Source organism: Jutongia huaianensis, from assembly GCF_014384985.1.
GTDB classification, from domain to species: domain Bacteria; phylum Bacillota; class Clostridia; order Lachnospirales; family Lachnospiraceae; genus Jutongia; species Jutongia huaianensis.
Genome location: NZ_JACRSX010000006.1, coordinates 50,320 through 65,998, shown reverse-complemented (window position 1 = coordinate 65,998; position 15,679 = coordinate 50,320). Strand labels below are relative to the sequence as shown.

Genomic DNA, 15,679 nt, shown 5'->3' with positions numbered 1-15,679 from the left:
TCCAGCCGTGTCGGCGCGACGACTAAAAATTCATTATAATAGATGAGGAAAGAAGGCATACTATGTCAGTTACAATTAAATCAGAACACGAGATCGAGCTTATGAGAGAGGCCGGAAGGATTTTATCCATTGTTCATCAGGAGATGGAAAAGATCATTCGTCCGGGGATCTCTACGATGGACATTAACCGGAAAGGTGAGGAAGTGATCCGCAGCTATGACTGCATCCCGTCCTTCCTGAATTATCAGGGATATCCGGCATCCATCTGTGTATCCGTTAATGACGAGGTCGTTCACGGGATTCCGAGTAAAAAGAGAATTCTGAAAGAGGGCGATATTGTCAGTCTTGATGCAGGTGTTATCTACAAAGGGTATCATTCCGATGCGGCCAGAACCCATGGTGTTGGCCAGATATCCGAGGAGAATCAGCGTCTCATTGATGTGACCCGTCAGAGCTTTTTTGAGGGCATCAAGTTTGCAAAAGCAGGCAATCACCTGTTTGAAATTTCCAAGGCAGTTCAGGATTATGCCGAGGCAAACGGATATGGAGTTGTTCGTGATCTGGTTGGTCATGGTGTGGGAGAAAATCTTCACGAGGATCCACAGATTCCAAACTACAAGCCAATTGGCAGAGGCATGAAGCTTCGTCCGGGTATGACATTGGCGATCGAGCCAATGATCAATATGGGCACCTGGGAGGTATGGGTGCTGGAGGACGACTGGACAGTGGTTACACAGGATTCTCTGAATTCCGCACATTATGAAAATACGATCCTGATCACCGAGGGAGAGCCGGAGCTCTTGTCCTATCCGGAATGGGATCACAATTATGAAACGATCAAGGCGTAAGAATGGAGGAAATATGTCAAAGGAAGATGTAATTGAAATTGAAGGTATCGTAGTGGAGAAGCTGCCAAACGCAATGTTTAAGGTAGAGCTGGAGAATGGTCATCAGGTGCTGGCACATATCAGCGGAAAGCTTCGTAAGAACTTTATCCGTATCCTGCCGGGAGATAAGGTGACAATGGAAATGTCTCCATACGATCTGACCAAGGGACGTATTACCTGGAGAGATAAATAATTCTTTAAACCAGTTCATAAACGGGGATATCTTTACCGAGAAGGTGGAGATATCCCCGTTTTTTACAAAAAATAAAACTTGTACTTGCATTGACACAAAAATTGTGATATAGTGGTTAATGGACTTTTCTGAAAGGAGGTTATTGCTGTGAAAGTTAGATCTTCAGTAAAACCGATTTGCGAAAAATGTAAGGTCATCAAGAGAAAGGGTCGTATCAGAGTAATCTGTGAGAATCCTAGACACAAACAGAGACAGGGCTAATGAGAGAACAGAAACCAAAGCAGATACTTTGGCTTTTCTGTTGTTAAGATAGAACTTGCTTTCTGTAATTATAGTACGTTATTTCGTACTATGACATTGTAGACGGAGTGATTACCCGTCTCATCCGTACGATGTGTCATTTTCATTGTTGGATGGTCCTGCCACGGCAGATGATGACTGCGGCATAGATCGATCGTCAATTCGCAGGCGATCCCGAGGGGCAGCAATAGTGCTGTCATAGAGAAAAATGTCTATGCAGTGGGATTACAATTTAAAGCGGCTGAAGATGAAGGAACCATCTATTCCCTCATCGAAATCACTGAAAGCACGGGAGTCATTCCTGTGTGACCGGCAGTTTTACCTGCCACGAAACTATAGTAAAACTTAAAAATTAACGGAGGTGTAAAGTACACATGGCTCGTATTAGTGGTGTAGATTTACCAAGAGAGAAACGTGTAGAGATCGGTCTTACCTATATTTACGGTATCGGACTTGCAAGCTCTAAGCGTATTTTGGCAGCAGCTAATGTCAATCCTGACACTCGTGTCAAGGATCTTACGGACGAGGAAGTATCCCGTATCCGTGATGTCATCGATGAGACACAGACAGTAGAGGGTGATCTTCGTAGAGAGATCGCTATGAACATCAAGAGATTACAGGAAATCGGATGTTACAGAGGTATTCGTCATAGAAAAGGTCTGCCGGTTCGTGGACAGAAGACAAAGACAAATGCCAGAACTCGTAAGGGTCCTAAGCGTACTGTCGCTAATAAGAAAAAGTAATTTAGGTAGGAACAGTTAGACACTCTACCAAAATCTAACTAGGAGGGTTTGATAATGGCTAAAGTAGCAACAAAGAAGGCAACAAAGAAGCGTGTCAAGAAGAATGTCGGACATGGACAGGCACACATTCAGTCTTCCTTTAATAATACAATCGTTACGCTTACAGATTCAGAAGGAAATGCTATTTCCTGGGCAAGCGCAGGCGGATTAGGATTCAGAGGATCCAAGAAGTCAACTCCATATGCAGCTCAGATGGCTGCTGAGACAGCAGCAAAAGCAGCTCTGCCACATGGTTTGACATCTGTTGACGTTATGGTTAAGGGACCTGGTTCAGGCCGTGAGGCAGCAATTCGTGCACTGCAGGCATGCGGTATCGATGTAACAAGCATCAGAGACGTAACACCTGTACCACATAATGGATGCCGCCCACCGAAGCGTCGTCGTGTTTAATCAATGATTACCAGATTAGGAGGATATAGAAATGGCAAGAGATATGACGCCTGTACTGAAGAGATGTAGAGCTCTTGGTATTGAGCCTGCATATATGGGACTTGATAAGAAGTCTAAGAGAAATGTTCGCGCTGGCAGAAAGCCAAGTGAGTATGCATTACAGTTAAAAGAGAAGCAGAAAGCAAAATTCATCTACGGTGTTCTTGAGAAACCATTCCGTAACAATTTTGCAAAAGCACAGAAGTTAAAATACGGTACAACCGGTGAGAACCTTATGATTCTTCTTGAGCTGAGACTGGACAACGTAGTATTCCGTATGGGATACGGACGTACCAGAAAAGAAGCTCGTCAGATCGTTGGTCACAAGCATGTACTTGTAAATGGAAAGTGCGTAAACATTCCATCTTACACAGTGAAGCCGGGCGACAAGATCGAGATCAAGGAAAAGGTTAAGGGATACCAGAGATATAAAGATGTTCTGGAGACAACCGAGGGCAGACTGATCCCTGATTGGCTTGAGGCTGATCATGAGACTCTGACTGGTACGGTTAAGGAAATTCCTACAAGAGAGCAGATTGATGTTCCTGTAAATGAAGTGCTTATCGTCGAGTTATATTCTAAGTAATAACCGGATAGCATGTGAGCATAAACCCAAAAGGAGGGTCCTGGAGTGCTTGATTTTAAAGAACCAAATATTGAGATTGTTGAGATTTCAGAAGATAAGAAATATGGACGTTTTGTTGTAGAACCTCTGGAAAGAGGATACGGTACGACTTTGGGTAATTCTCTCAGAAGAATTATGCTTTCATCATTGCCGGGTACAGCTGTTAGTCATATCAAGATTGATGGCGTCGTTCATGAGTTCAGCTCCATTCCTGGAGTAAAGGAAGATGTTACAGAGATCATCATGAACATCAAGAGTTTAGCAATCAAAAACAACAGCGACTCCGATGAAGTTAAGACAGCATATATCGAGGCTTCCGGCGAAGGCGTAGTTACAGCAGCAGACATTCAGGTGGATTCCGATATCGAGATCTTGAACCCTGATCAGGTAATCGCTACACTTAGCGGTGGTCCTGACTGCAAGCTCTACATTGAGATGACGATTGTCAATGGACGTGGTTATGTCAGCTCTGACAAGAACAAGAGAGATGACCTGCCGATCAATGTTATCGCCATTGACTCTATCTTCACTCCGGTAGAGAGAGTAAATATTCAGATTGAAAATACTCGTGTTGGTCAGATTACAGATTATGATAAGCTGACACTTGAGATATTCACAAACGGAACGATCGAGCCAAGCGATGCTGTCAGTCTGGCGGCAAAGGTGCTCAGCGTTCATTTGAACTCATTCATCAACCTTTCAGAGAATGCAAAGAAAGCAGTGATCATTGCACCATCTGAGGAAGATGACAAGGAGAAAGTTCTTGAGATGAACATTGACGAACTGGAGCTTTCCGTTCGTTCATACAACTGCTTGAAGAGAGCAGGTATCAATACAGTTGAGGAACTGTGTAACCGTACATCAGAGGACATGATGAAAGTAAGAAACCTTGGACGTAAGTCATTGGACGAGGTTTTAGCAAAGTTAAATGAATTAGGTCTTTCTCTGAATTTAGGAGAGGATAATTAGGAGGTAAGCAAATGGCAGGCTATAGAAAACTTGGAAGAACTTCCAGCCAGAGAAAAGCGTTGCTTCGTAATCAGGTAACAGATCTGCTTTACTACGGAAAGATTATTACTACAGAGGCTAAGGCAAAGGAAATTCGCAAGATTGCAGAAGGAATCATTGCACTGGGAATCAAGGAGTGCAACAACTTCGATACCGTAACTGTTACTGCTAAGGTAGCACGTAAGGATAAAGATGGTAAGAGAGTAAAAGAGGTTGTAGACGGTAAGAAAGTAACTGTTTATGACAATGTTGAGAAGGAGATCAAAAAGGATCAGCCTTCCAGACTTCACGCAAGACGTCAGATGCAGAAGACTCTGTACAAGATCACAGAGGTTCCTGCAGATGCTCAGGGTCGTAAGAATGGCACAAAGACAGTTGATGTTTCCAACATCGTACTGGATGAGCTGGGACCAAAGTATGCTGAGCGTAACGGCAATGGTGGTTACACTCGTATCGTGAAGATTGGTCAGCGTAAGGGAGATGCTGCTATGCAGGTACTCATCGAGCTGGTATAATTGAATCTTTGAAAATAGAGGGCGTGCATGATATGTGCACGCCTTTTGTTTTAAAAGTTGTCTTTGTAGAAATTGCTAACGATACAGGAAAGGTGAGAACATGCAGCCGATCATTGATGCGAAGGATTTAGTACATGAGTATTCCCGGAGGGATGAAGAGGGAAATGTGACTGGGATCAACCGGGCACTGGATGGAGTGTCTCTTCAGGTGAAGGAGGGGGACTTTATTGCAGTATTGGGAGCAAACGGCTCCGGCAAATCGACGTTTGCCAAGCACTTAAATGCTCTTTTAACCCCGACGGAGGGAACTCTTTATGTAGGAGGCATGGAGTGTGGAGATCATACAAAGGACCTGGACATCCGCAAAACCGTGGGGATGGTATTTCAGAATCCTGATAACCAGATTATTTCTAATGTGGTTGAGGAGGATGTGGGATTTGGACCGGAAAATATCGGTGTTCCCACGGATGAGATATGGAAGAGAATGGAAGAGGCTTTGAAAAATGTCGGAATGTATGCCTACCGCAAAAATTCCCCCAATAAGCTTTCCGGAGGACAGAAGCAGCGAGTAGCGATTGCCGGCATACTTGCGATGAAACCGAAATGTATTATCCTCGATGAGTCTACGGCAATGCTTGATCCGGGTGGAAGGAAAGCGGTCATTGATACCATCAGCCGGATCAACCGGGAAGAAAAAATTACTGTGATCGTGATCACTCATTATATGGAAGAAGTCACAGGAGCCGACTATGTCTATGTGATGGACAGCGGCAAGGTTGTGATGGAAGGCTCACCGCGGGAAATCTTTGCCAGAAGCCGGGAGTTGGAGGAGCACCGGCTGGCCGTGCCGGAAGCAGTAAAGGTTGCAATGCTGCTCAGGGAGAAGGGGATTTCTTTGCCGGAGGATATTCTGGATCAGAGGGAGCTTGTGGACGCATTGGAAAAATTGTGGATCTAACGATAGAAAGGTGAATGAACATGTCGATTCGGCTGGAAAATGTGAATTACATTTACGGAGAGGGAACCGGGCAGGAAAAATGGGCATTAAAAAATATAAATCTGACGCTTCATGATAATGAGTTTGTGGGGATTGTTGGTCATACGGGTTCCGGAAAGTCTACTTTAACACAGCTGTTAAACGGTCTGGAAAAACCGTCGTCCGGTCAGATCTTTTACAATGAGCAGGATATCCAGGGAGAAGGTTTTTCTAAAAAGGAGCTTCGTCAGAAGGTAGGACTTGTTTTTCAGTATCCGGAGCATCAGTTGTTTGAGGTTTCCGTGATCAAGGATGTGGAATTTGGACCGAGAAATCTGGGGATGAACAACCTGGAGATCGAGAAGCGTTCCTTTGATGCCCTGAAGCAGGTAGGGATCAGTGATGATCTGCTGGATGTGGCACCCTTTGCTCTTTCCGGAGGACAGAAAAGGCGTGTGGCCATCGCCGGAGTTCTTGCCATGCAGCCGGAGGTGCTGATTCTGGATGAACCCACAGCGGGACTTGATCCGGCGGGGCGGACAGAGATTCTGGAACTGCTGCAAAAGCTTCATCGGGAAAGAAATATTGCGGTAATATTAGTTTCTCACAGTATGGATGATGTAGCGCGTTATGCGGAGCGCATTCTGGTGATGAACCAGGGAGAGCTTGTACTGGATGGAGCACCGGAAAAGGTATTCCGTTATCGGAAGGAGCTCCGGGAGATTGGTCTGGATGTGCCGCAGTCTACCAATATACTATATGAACTGCGGGACAGAGGGATGGATCTTGATGTCAATGGGATCACACCGGAGCAGGCAGCACAAAACATTGCAGATTATTTGAGGAGGCAGTCATGATCAGAGACATCACCATAGGTCAGTATTATCAGGGGGAATCCCTGATCCATAAGCTGGATCCGAGAATGAAGGTTGTGGGAGTGCTTGTTTATCTCATTTCCTTGTTTTGCTTTCGCTATGTGATCGGTTTTCTGGTGGCAGGACTGTTTTTTGCGCTGGTGCTGAAGCTGTCCAAGGTGCCGTTTCGTTATGTGATCAAGGGGCTGAAGCCGATTTTATTTCTGCTGCTCTTTACCGCGGCATTAAATCTTTTGTGGACACCCGGAGAAACCATATGGCGGTTTGGTATATTAAATCTCACCAAAGAAGGTATCTATAAATGCGTCTTTATGGCACTTCGTCTGATCCTGCTGATCATAGGATCCTCGCTGTTGACATTGACTACCACGCCAAATCAGCTGACGGATGCCATGGAGCATTTACTGGGACCGTTAAAGCGTTTTGGGGCACCGGTACATGAGGTTGCCATGATGATGAGCATTGCCCTGCGCTTTATTCCGATCCTGCTGGAGGAAACGGACAAGATTATGAAAGCGCAGATGTCCAGAGGCGCTGATTTTGAGTCGGGAAATCTGATGCACCGGCTGCATAATATGATCCCGCTTCTGGTGCCGTTATTTGTATCTGCGACACGGCGCGCCAACGAGCTGGCCTATGCCATGGACGCCCGTTGTTACAACGGCGGTGCCGGAAGGACGAAGATGAAGCCGCTCAAGTACCATAGCAGAGACTATAAGGGGTATGGTGTGCTGGCGGTTTATCTGGTGCTGCTTGTTGTGGTGACGAGGGTTGTGGCAATCTAGTATAGACAGATCAGGAGGATGGATCAGATGGCGTCAGAGAATTCGGACAAAATGACATCAGAGCTGCACACAACCCGCAGAATTCTTCTGCGGGTTGCTTATGATGGAACAAATTATCATGGCTGGCAGGTACAGCCCAATGCAAAGACCATAGAAGGCGAATTAAACCGTGTTTTAACACAGCTTACCGGAGAGAAAATACAGGTGACCGGTGCCAGCCGGACCGATGCCGGCGTCCATGCGCTGGGCAATGTGGCGGTTTTTGATACGGTATCAAAGATTCCGGCGGAGAAGTTTTCCTACGCACTGAATCAGCGGCTGCCGGAGGATATCGTGATCCAGTCCTCTTTACAGGTGGCAGATGATTTTCATCCGAGACACTGTGATTGCCGCAAAACATATGAATATGATATATTAAATCGTACGTTTCCATTGCCTGCCTACCGGAATACGGCATATTTTCTATATGGGGATCTGGATCTGGATGCCATGCGAAAGGCGTGTCAGGCATTTCTGGGAGAGCATGATTTTGCTTCCTTTTGTGCGGCGGGGGCACAGGTGCAGACTACGGTACGGACAATCTACAGTCTGGAAGTGCTGGAGCAGCCGCTGGCGGTCACCGGAAGAGGAAGTAAGCCGGCGTCCGAGGTGACTGGGGCAGATCCAATCTGCCAGCCGACGGAAACTGCAGCTGTAGAGCAGTCACAACGGTCACCGGAACGCCTTATGACCATCCGTGTCCGGGGAAACGGTTTTCTCTACAATATGGTGCGGATCATTGCAGGAACCTTGGTGGAGGTTGGCAGAGGTCATATCCGGCCGGAGGAGATCGAGGGGATCATTGCTGCCTGTGACCGGGCAAAGGCAGGTCCGACAGCACCGGCCAGGGGGCTCAGACTGGTAGAGATTAAATATGATTAATATCAATGATAAATATCGCGAAAACTGTTATTCTGCATTTATAATGCGAGGTGATAGCTTTCGCGATTGTCAGTTTTTAACAGGGTTTGCGGGGAAATAGGAGTTGCCTATAATATGAGGAGTGTGCTATACTTAAATGAGTTATGTAAATTGGTAGTAGAAGGGTTTTAGAGAGAATGGACAAGTTAAAAGAATTGTATGCGTATAGACAGATGTTGATTTCTCTGGTCAAAAAGGATCTGCGTGGAAGATATAAGGCATCTGTTTTAGGCTTTTTCTGGACATTTATTAATCCGTTGTTACAGCTGCTTGTATATACGGTAGTATTTTCTGTTGTAATGCGTGCCGGCATCGAGAAGTTTTACATTTTCGTATTTGTTGCGCTGGTGCCATGGATATTTTTCAGTTCTTCCCTGACCGGGGGAGCCAATATTATCGTAATGAATCAGGATATGATCCAGAAGATATATTTTCCGAGGATTATACTTCCGATTTCCTACGTTACGAGCTGTTTTGTGAATATGCTGTTCAGCTTTATCGTTATCTTTGCGGTTTTATTCGTGACAGGATATGGATTCAATTTTGTGGCATGTTTATTTTTGCCGCTGATCATGATCATAGAATATATTTTAGCATTGGGTCTGGCACTGATCACTTCGGCATGCACCGTGTATCTGAGAGACTTGGAGCACATTCTGGGCATTGTATCCATGGCGTGGATGTATATGTCGCCGGTGGTATATCCTCTGTCTTTTATTCCGAAGGAGTTACAGTCCATTTTTCAGTTAAATCCGATGGCACCGATCATCACGGCGTATCGCGATATCCTGTATTATAAGCAGATTCCGCAGATGCAGACGCTTCTTCTGGCGACTGTAACAGGCGTTGTATTCGTCTGTGTGGGCTGTTTAGTATTTGAACGGCTGCAGAGAGGCTTCGTGGAAGAATTATAAGAAAGGCATGACGGTGATATGAAGAACGAAAATTCAATCGAGCTGGTGAATGTAAAAAAGAAGTTCAAGATATATGCAGATAAAGGCAACAGCATGAAGGACAAAATGCTGTTCTGGAAGCGCAATCGGTATGAGGATCACTGGGTGCTGGATGATATCAGCTTTTCCATTCAGAAGGGGGAAGCGGTAGGACTGATCGGCAGAAACGGCTGTGGCAAGAGTACAACCCTGAAGCTGATCAACAAGATCATGTATCCCACGGACGGAAAGGTGAAGGTCAACGGAAGAGTCTCCAGTCTGCTGGAGCTTGGAGCAGGCTTTCATCCGGATATGACCGGCAGGGAAAATATCTATACCAATGCTTCTATTTTTGGAATGACCAAAAAGGAGATTGATGAGAAGATCGATGATATTATTGCATTTTCTGAGCTGGATGAATATATTGACAACCCGGTGCGGACTTATTCCTCCGGAATGTATATGCGGCTGGGATTTTCCGTTGCGATCAATGTAAGAGCCGACATACTTCTGATTGATGAGATATTGGCTGTCGGGGATATGAGCTTTCAGAAAAAATGTTTTAAACGCCTCAAAGAAATTAAAAACGCAGGCACTACGATCGTGATCGTTTCCCACGCGCTGGGACAGATCGAGCAGATCTGTGACCGCTGTATCTGGATTGATTATGGCAAGATCCGCAAGATCGGAAAGCCGATGGAGGTTCATGCCGAGTATCTGAAAGAACTGGAAAAGCGGTCACAGCAGAGAATGCAGGCGTTAAATGGAGAGACGGGGACAGAGAATGACCAGAATACATTCTGCGGACGGGAAGTGATCCGTTCCGGTTCCGGGAAGTTATTCTTTACCGGTGTGACACTGTATGACCGGAATAACCAGCCGGAGAGTGTATTTGAGACCGGTGATTATATGAGAGCCGAGTATACATTTTCGGCAGCAGAGGAAATCCATAAGGCAGAATTTGCGGTCCGGATCTATGGAGATGACGATACCCATTATTATGGTAGTACCAGTCTGATCGAGAACAGCTGCACAGAGGAGATTCATGGAAAAAGTAAATTTATCATAGAATTTGAGAAGCTCGAATTATTAGAAGGCGATTTTATGCTGGATGTGGATGCGTTAGATGAAAATGGTGAGATACTTGACCGAATTCACGACACGATCCGTTTTTGTGTACAGAATACCACGGGCAAAACGGGAATCTGCAATATGAATTCAAAATGGAAACTGGAGTGAGAAAATGAGAAATAACGAAGAACTGTCGAAGATCCGTATTTATCTGAGAAAAAGCAGATTGTTTTATATTCCGAGAAAGTGCTACGCCATTATGCTGGGGATCCGCAAGCATGGATTCAAGGCACAGATGAGATGGGTGCATGGGAGGATCTGCGATAAGATTGCACAGAAGCAGTATTATAAATGTCTGCAGATCACCCCGGAGGAACGGCAGCGTCAAAGGGACCAGAAGTATACGACAGCTACATGTTTTAGTATTCTGGTGCCATTATATAATACCCCGGAGAAGTTCTTAAGGGAAATGATCGAATCGGTACAGCAGCAGACCTACGGCAGCTGGGAGCTGTGTCTTGCGGATGGAAGTGATGCAGAACATTCCGAGGTAGGGGAGATTGTAAAGGAGTACCGTCAGAAGGATCCCAGGGTAAAGTATCAGCAGCTTGAGAAAAACGGTGGTATCTCAGAAAATACCAATGCCTGTGTTGCTATGGCAGCGGGAGATTATGTGGTGCTGTTTGATCATGATGATCTGCTTCACGAGAGTGCTTTATATGAGCTGAAGCAGGCAGTCGATCAGGGAGCTGACTTTATCTATACGGATGAGGCGGTTTTTTCAAAAAATCCAAAGAAGCCGGACAGCTATCATTTCAAACAGGATTTTGCGCCGGATGATTTACGGTCCAATAACTATATCTGTCATATTACATGCTTTGCAAGAACACTGTTAGATCAGATTGATGGAATGTTTCGTACAGAATACGACGGCAGTCAGGACTTTGATCTTGTGCTCCGTTTAACCGAAAAAGCGGCAAAGATCGTGCATATCCCGAAGGTGCTTTATTTCTGGCGAAATCATGCTTTGTCCGTGGCCTCAGACATTTCTGCCAAGACATACTGCATTGATGCCGGCAAACGGGCGATAGAATCACATCTGGAGAGGCAGCAGATCAAAGCAACTGTTGCAAGCTCAGAGTTGTATCCGGTCATTTACCGTGTGAAATATGAGCTTTCGGGACAGCCGCTGGTATCCATTATCCTGTCGGAGAATTCACCGGAGGCAGAGAGTGAAAAATGCGGGCAGAGGATCCGTGAGATCACATCCTATTCTCATTATGAGATTCTGGTACGCCGGAATGGTATGAAGTGGAGTGAGGTTGTCGCAAAAGCAAAGGGAGAGTATCTGTTATTTTTGGACAGCGACTGTATCTGCAGACAGGATGACTGGCTGGAGGAGCTGTTAAGTGTGGCGCAGCGCGGGGAAGTTGGCGCAGCCGCCGGTGTTGTTAGCTATCCCAAAAATGTGATCCGGGATGCCGGTATTACACTGGGCGTGGGATATTACGGACTGGGAAGCAACAACTTCTACCTGCTAAATGATGACCATGACGGTTTCTGGGGAAATTTTTATTATATGCATAATGTGTCTGCCGTGTCTGATACATGTATGATGGTACGGAGAGCATATTATGATCAGGTGGGAGGCATGGATGATGCTCTGCTGACCTGGTTTGCGGGATTTGATCTCTCCCTGAAGCTGAGAGAGCTGGGCAAAGTCAATGTAGTGGATCCTTATGCAAGAGTTGGATTTTCCCATAGTGATATGATCAACTGGGAAGAAAAACGAAATGCCAATGGGGAATATGCGGATGAGACAGAGCAGATGGCGCTGTTGAAGGAACGGTGGCAAACGGTGATCCGGCAGGGAGATCCGTATTACAATATCAATTTAACAAGTAACTCATCAGATTTTATTTTGGGAAAACATCAGGGATAAAAGTTTTTAGAAACCGGAGTCCGGGGCGTCGATATTTGATTTGCTGCAAGGGTGGCAGAATGGGGGAACAGAATGTCTTCAAAAAAGAAAACAAAGGGTAAGAACAACAGAAACACAAGAAAACAGACGGTAATACATTATCCCAGAAACCTGACGATATTGTGTATTATCGCAGTATTATTTGGAATGATCGTATATCATTCCCTGAATGTATATTCTCAGGAGAGCATTCTGGAATATCCGGGAGAGCAGTCTGTGGCAGGCTATACGGTGGCCGACAATAATTACCATATTGAAGATGCAGACACCCATTATATTGATTATACATTTGATGACAGAGCCATCCGTGTCCTGTGGCTGAATCTCAGTGCAGAGGCTGCGGTGGATACCAATTTCCAGGTGCAGTCATTCTATAATGACGAGAAGGTGGAGGAGATTACGATCGGTGTACCGGCGGGGCAGTATGCAGAAAAGACATATCTGAATCACAAACCGGTCAATCGCCTGCGGATTTCTTCCGATCAGGATTTCTCGCTGGATTCCGTATACATTGATCATCTTCAGAAAACACAGGGGGGCGAGGAAGGTCCTCTGCAAAAGAAGGTGGCAGCATTTGTGGTTGTGCTGATCCTTGTATCCTGCTGGCTTGCGAAGCGGGAAAAGACCGAGCTGCTTATCAACAAATGCAAAGACTCCTTCAAAAATCTCGGCTCTTATCTGCAGCACCATCCAAAGCATGTTCTGATCATGGCATTGTTGTATGTAGGTGCGGTTGTCTGTGGATGGGTTCTGCGGAATCTCTATGTCATGGCAGTTCATCACGGAAGCTGGCAGTGTACCTCCAAAAGTGTGATCTATGGTGCGATGCTTGGCCTGATCGGCTTTGAGATCATCAAATATCTGTTTCTGGCCCAAAAGAGAACCTTTGAAGTATTATTCCTGCGCTGTGGCGTGATTCTTTGTCTGGGACTTACCCTGCTTCTGCCATTGCGTCTCAATGTGTCGTGGGATGACCAGATCCATTATCTGAATGCGGCGGGAGCCTCTCATCTCCAGAATAATACGCTGGCGTTGTCGGAGGAAGATTTTTATATGACCTGTTTCTCCGGCCAGCTTAAAATTTACTCCGATTCCAATGTGTCCGGTATCAAGAATATATTTAACGATCCGGCAGCCCGTGTAACGAAAACGGAACAGGAAGAAGTATCCATAAAATATAACTCACTGGTATATCTTCCGGTGATCCTTGTGTTTTTTATCACGAGAGGTCTGGGGATTCCGCTGTCGGCGATGATCGTTCTGGGAAGACTTGCAAGTGCCCTGTTTTATCTTGTGATCATCTATCTGGGAATGCGTCATCTGAAGTCTGGCAAAATGATCATGGCAGCCGTGGCACTGATGCCGGGAGCGGTGTTTATTGTATGTAATTATAATTATGACTACTGGCTGATCTCGCTGATCGCCTATTCCATTGCCTATCTGATCGGGGAATACCAGCATCCCGAAAAGATACTGACCCTTAAGGATATTATATTGATCTTTGGAACGTTCCTGATCGGTATGATCGTGAAGCCGGTATATATTCCGCTTCTGGGTCTGGCAGCCTTTCTGCCTGCCTGCAAGTTCAAAAATGTCAAATGGCGCCGGATCTACCGATGCTTCTTTGGAGGCATTGTCATTCTGGCGGTTATCGGATTCTCGGTTCTGATCTTCGGAGGCGGTCTGGGCAGAGGCGATATCCGCGGAGGCGAGGATGTCAATGCGGTTGGACAGATTCAGTATATTATGGCCAATCCAAAGAAATATACGGAGGTGCTTCTGTTCTTCCTGCGTTATCAATATCTGAACCCGACTATGTTTAAGACATTTATTGTCCAGACAGCATATTATCTGAGTATTCCGACACTGGGAATGCCTTGTATTATATGGCTTGTGGCTGTAACGATCCTTGACCGCCGCAAGGAGGATGTGAAAACCGTAGGCTGTCCGGTTAAGATCGCGATTTTACCGCTGGCGTTTATCACCGCATGCTGTGTTGCAACGGCAATGTATGTAATGTTTAGTGCCGTAGGTTCTGCCTCTATTGAGGGATGTCAAGGACGCTATCTCTGGCCGATCGTGACACCGCTCTTTTTGACACTGGGACAGATCCGGTTCCTGACCATTCCGAGAAGCGATAAGGTGGATCGCTATATTCAGGGAGCGTCTATGGTGATATCCATTGCACTTGCAAGCTGCATGATTACAGAGTTCCTGTAAAATGGAAATAATGAATGATAGGAGTACATTTATATGAAAAAGATTATTGTCATTCCGGCATACAATGAAGAGGGAAATCTGGAGAAGACGGTGCGGGATATCAGGGAGAACGCACCTGACTTTGATTATATTATTGTGAATGACTGCTCCACAGACAACACCCTGGGGATGTGCCGGGAAAAGGGCTTCAGCTATCTGAACCTTCCGGTCAATCTGGGCATTGGCGGAGCTGTTCAGACGGGATATCGTTATGCCTATTATCATGGCTATGACCTGGCTGTGCAATTCGATGGGGATGGACAGCACAGTGCCAAATTTCTTGCTCAGATGGCAAAGGTTCTGGAGGAGACAGAGTCTGACATGGTGATCGGTTCCCGTTTTATAGAAAAGGAAGGGTTCCAGTCATCAGGACTTCGACGGATAGGTATACGATATTTTTCATTGCTCATTAAGCTGTTGACCGGTAAAACGGTGACAGATCCTACGTCGGGAATGCGGATGATCAACCGGAAGCTGTTAAAGAAATTCACCAATGAATATCCAAAGGATTATCCGGAGCCGGAGAGCGTTGTGACAGTATTGTCTGAGAAGCATAAAGTGACGGAAATACCGGTTGTGATGAACGAGAGAGAAGAGGGAATCTCCTCTATTTCGTTAAGGAACAGTGTTTATTATATGATCAAGGTAAGTTTTGCCGTAGTGATCGCCCGAATGAAAAAATAAAGGAGAAGGATAATGTCTGTAAAGCTTCAAATTTTGTTGATCGTCGTTATCTTGATAGCGATGATGTATATTATTAATTTAGTTCGAAAAAAGATTATAGATTTCCGCTATGCATTATTATGGCTGCTTGTGGCACTGTGTGTTCTGGTGCTCACGATCTTCCCACGCTTACTGATCCTGCTGTCGGGAGCACTGGGGATTACATCGGCGGTCAATATGCTGTTTTTCCTGGGCTTTTGTCTGTCGATCGTTGTGATCTTTTCCTTATCCATTGCGGTCAGCAATCTTCAGGACAAGGTAAAAAAGACAGCACAGGAGATTGCCATTATCCGGAAGGATATGTACGATACTTATCAGAAGCTGGAAGCGGAAATCAAAGAAGAAAAATAACGAAGT

The 15,679-nt window shown here is 45.5% G+C and carries 18 protein-coding genes; all 18 read left to right on the top strand.

The window, feature by feature from the left end; genetic code table 11:
• Positions 1–62: 62 nt before the first annotated feature.
• The 18 genes from map to H8704_RS06460 all read left to right on the top strand — a co-directional run bounded on the left by map (position 63) and on the right by H8704_RS06460 (position 15,673).
• Positions 63–848 carry a type I methionyl aminopeptidase gene (gene map, locus H8704_RS06545; protein ID WP_022465679.1) on the top strand — a complete coding sequence of 262 codons (786 nt, stop codon included), beginning with the start codon at positions 63–65 and terminating at the stop codon, positions 846–848.
• Between the two features lie 13 nt (positions 849–861).
• Positions 862–1,080 carry a translation initiation factor IF-1 gene (gene infA / locus H8704_RS06540; protein WP_022013568.1) on the top strand — a complete coding sequence of 73 codons (219 nt, stop codon included), beginning with the start codon at positions 862–864 and terminating at the stop codon, positions 1,078–1,080.
• A gap of 147 nt (positions 1,081–1,227) precedes the next feature.
• Positions 1,228–1,341 carry a 50S ribosomal protein L36 gene (gene rpmJ, locus H8704_RS06535; protein ID WP_118507368.1) on the top strand — a complete coding sequence of 38 codons (114 nt, stop codon included), beginning with the start codon at positions 1,228–1,230 and terminating at the stop codon, positions 1,339–1,341.
• 413 nt (positions 1,342–1,754) lie between these two features.
• Positions 1,755–2,123: a 30S ribosomal protein S13 gene (gene rpsM, locus H8704_RS06530; RefSeq protein WP_022465678.1), complete on the top strand. Its 369-nt coding sequence runs from the start codon at positions 1,755–1,757 to the stop codon at positions 2,121–2,123.
• Between the two features lie 54 nt (positions 2,124–2,177).
• Positions 2,178–2,573: a 30S ribosomal protein S11 gene (gene rpsK, locus H8704_RS06525; protein WP_022306313.1), complete on the top strand. Its 396-nt coding sequence runs from the start codon at positions 2,178–2,180 to the stop codon at positions 2,571–2,573.
• Between the two features lie 31 nt (positions 2,574–2,604).
• Complete coding sequence (rpsD, locus tag H8704_RS06520) at positions 2,605–3,198, top strand: 30S ribosomal protein S4 (protein WP_022465677.1); 594 nt, start codon at positions 2,605–2,607, stop codon at positions 3,196–3,198.
• Between the two features lie 45 nt (positions 3,199–3,243).
• Positions 3,244–4,206 (top strand): DNA-directed RNA polymerase subunit alpha, encoded by a 963-nt coding sequence (locus tag H8704_RS06515; RefSeq protein ID WP_022465676.1) that lies wholly within the window; start codon positions 3,244–3,246, stop codon positions 4,204–4,206.
• Positions 4,207–4,217: 11 nt separating this feature from the next.
• On the top strand, positions 4,218–4,760 hold the full coding sequence (locus tag H8704_RS06510) for a bL17 family ribosomal protein (RefSeq protein ID WP_022465675.1): 543 nt from the start codon (positions 4,218–4,220) through the stop codon (positions 4,758–4,760).
• A gap of 100 nt (positions 4,761–4,860) precedes the next feature.
• Positions 4,861–5,718, top strand: a complete 858-nt coding sequence (locus H8704_RS06505) for an energy-coupling factor transporter ATPase (RefSeq protein WP_022465674.1) — start codon at positions 4,861–4,863, stop codon at positions 5,716–5,718.
• A 20-nt stretch (positions 5,719–5,738) separates the two neighbouring features.
• Complete coding sequence (locus H8704_RS06500) at positions 5,739–6,593, top strand: energy-coupling factor transporter ATPase (protein WP_249297745.1); 855 nt, start codon at positions 5,739–5,741, stop codon at positions 6,591–6,593.
• Entirely contained in the window at positions 6,590–7,396 is an 807-nt protein-coding gene (locus tag H8704_RS06495; RefSeq protein WP_022465672.1) for an energy-coupling factor transporter transmembrane component T family protein, read from the top strand. The genes H8704_RS06500 and H8704_RS06495 overlap by 4 nt, the downstream gene beginning before the upstream one ends.
• Before the next feature lie 27 nt (positions 7,397–7,423).
• Positions 7,424–8,317 carry a tRNA pseudouridine(38-40) synthase TruA gene (truA, locus tag H8704_RS06490; RefSeq protein ID WP_249297744.1) on the top strand — a complete coding sequence of 298 codons (894 nt, stop codon included), beginning with the start codon at positions 7,424–7,426 and terminating at the stop codon, positions 8,315–8,317.
• Positions 8,318–8,493: 176 nt separating this feature from the next.
• Positions 8,494–9,270: an ABC transporter permease gene (locus tag H8704_RS06485; RefSeq protein WP_249297743.1), complete on the top strand. Its 777-nt coding sequence runs from the start codon at positions 8,494–8,496 to the stop codon at positions 9,268–9,270.
• A gap of 18 nt (positions 9,271–9,288) precedes the next feature.
• The gene (locus H8704_RS06480; RefSeq protein ID WP_249297742.1) at positions 9,289–10,527 is read left to right on the top strand and encodes an ABC transporter ATP-binding protein; all 1,239 of its coding nucleotides are present in this window, start codon (positions 9,289–9,291) and stop codon (positions 10,525–10,527) included.
• A gap of 4 nt (positions 10,528–10,531) precedes the next feature.
• The gene (locus H8704_RS06475; RefSeq protein WP_249297741.1) at positions 10,532–12,301 is read left to right on the top strand and encodes a glycosyltransferase; all 1,770 of its coding nucleotides are present in this window, start codon (positions 10,532–10,534) and stop codon (positions 12,299–12,301) included.
• Between the two features lie 72 nt (positions 12,302–12,373).
• Positions 12,374–14,560 (top strand): DUF2142 domain-containing protein, encoded by a 2,187-nt coding sequence (locus H8704_RS06470; protein WP_118677423.1) that lies wholly within the window; start codon positions 12,374–12,376, stop codon positions 14,558–14,560.
• 33 nt (positions 14,561–14,593) lie between these two features.
• A complete protein-coding gene (locus tag H8704_RS06465) occupies positions 14,594–15,283 on the top strand; it encodes a glycosyltransferase family 2 protein (protein ID WP_118677425.1) in 690 nt (229 codons plus the stop codon).
• 12 nt (positions 15,284–15,295) lie between these two features.
• The gene (locus H8704_RS06460) at positions 15,296–15,673 is read left to right on the top strand and encodes a DUF2304 domain-containing protein (RefSeq protein WP_022465665.1); all 378 of its coding nucleotides are present in this window, start codon (positions 15,296–15,298) and stop codon (positions 15,671–15,673) included.
• Positions 15,674–15,679 lie beyond the last annotated feature (6 nt).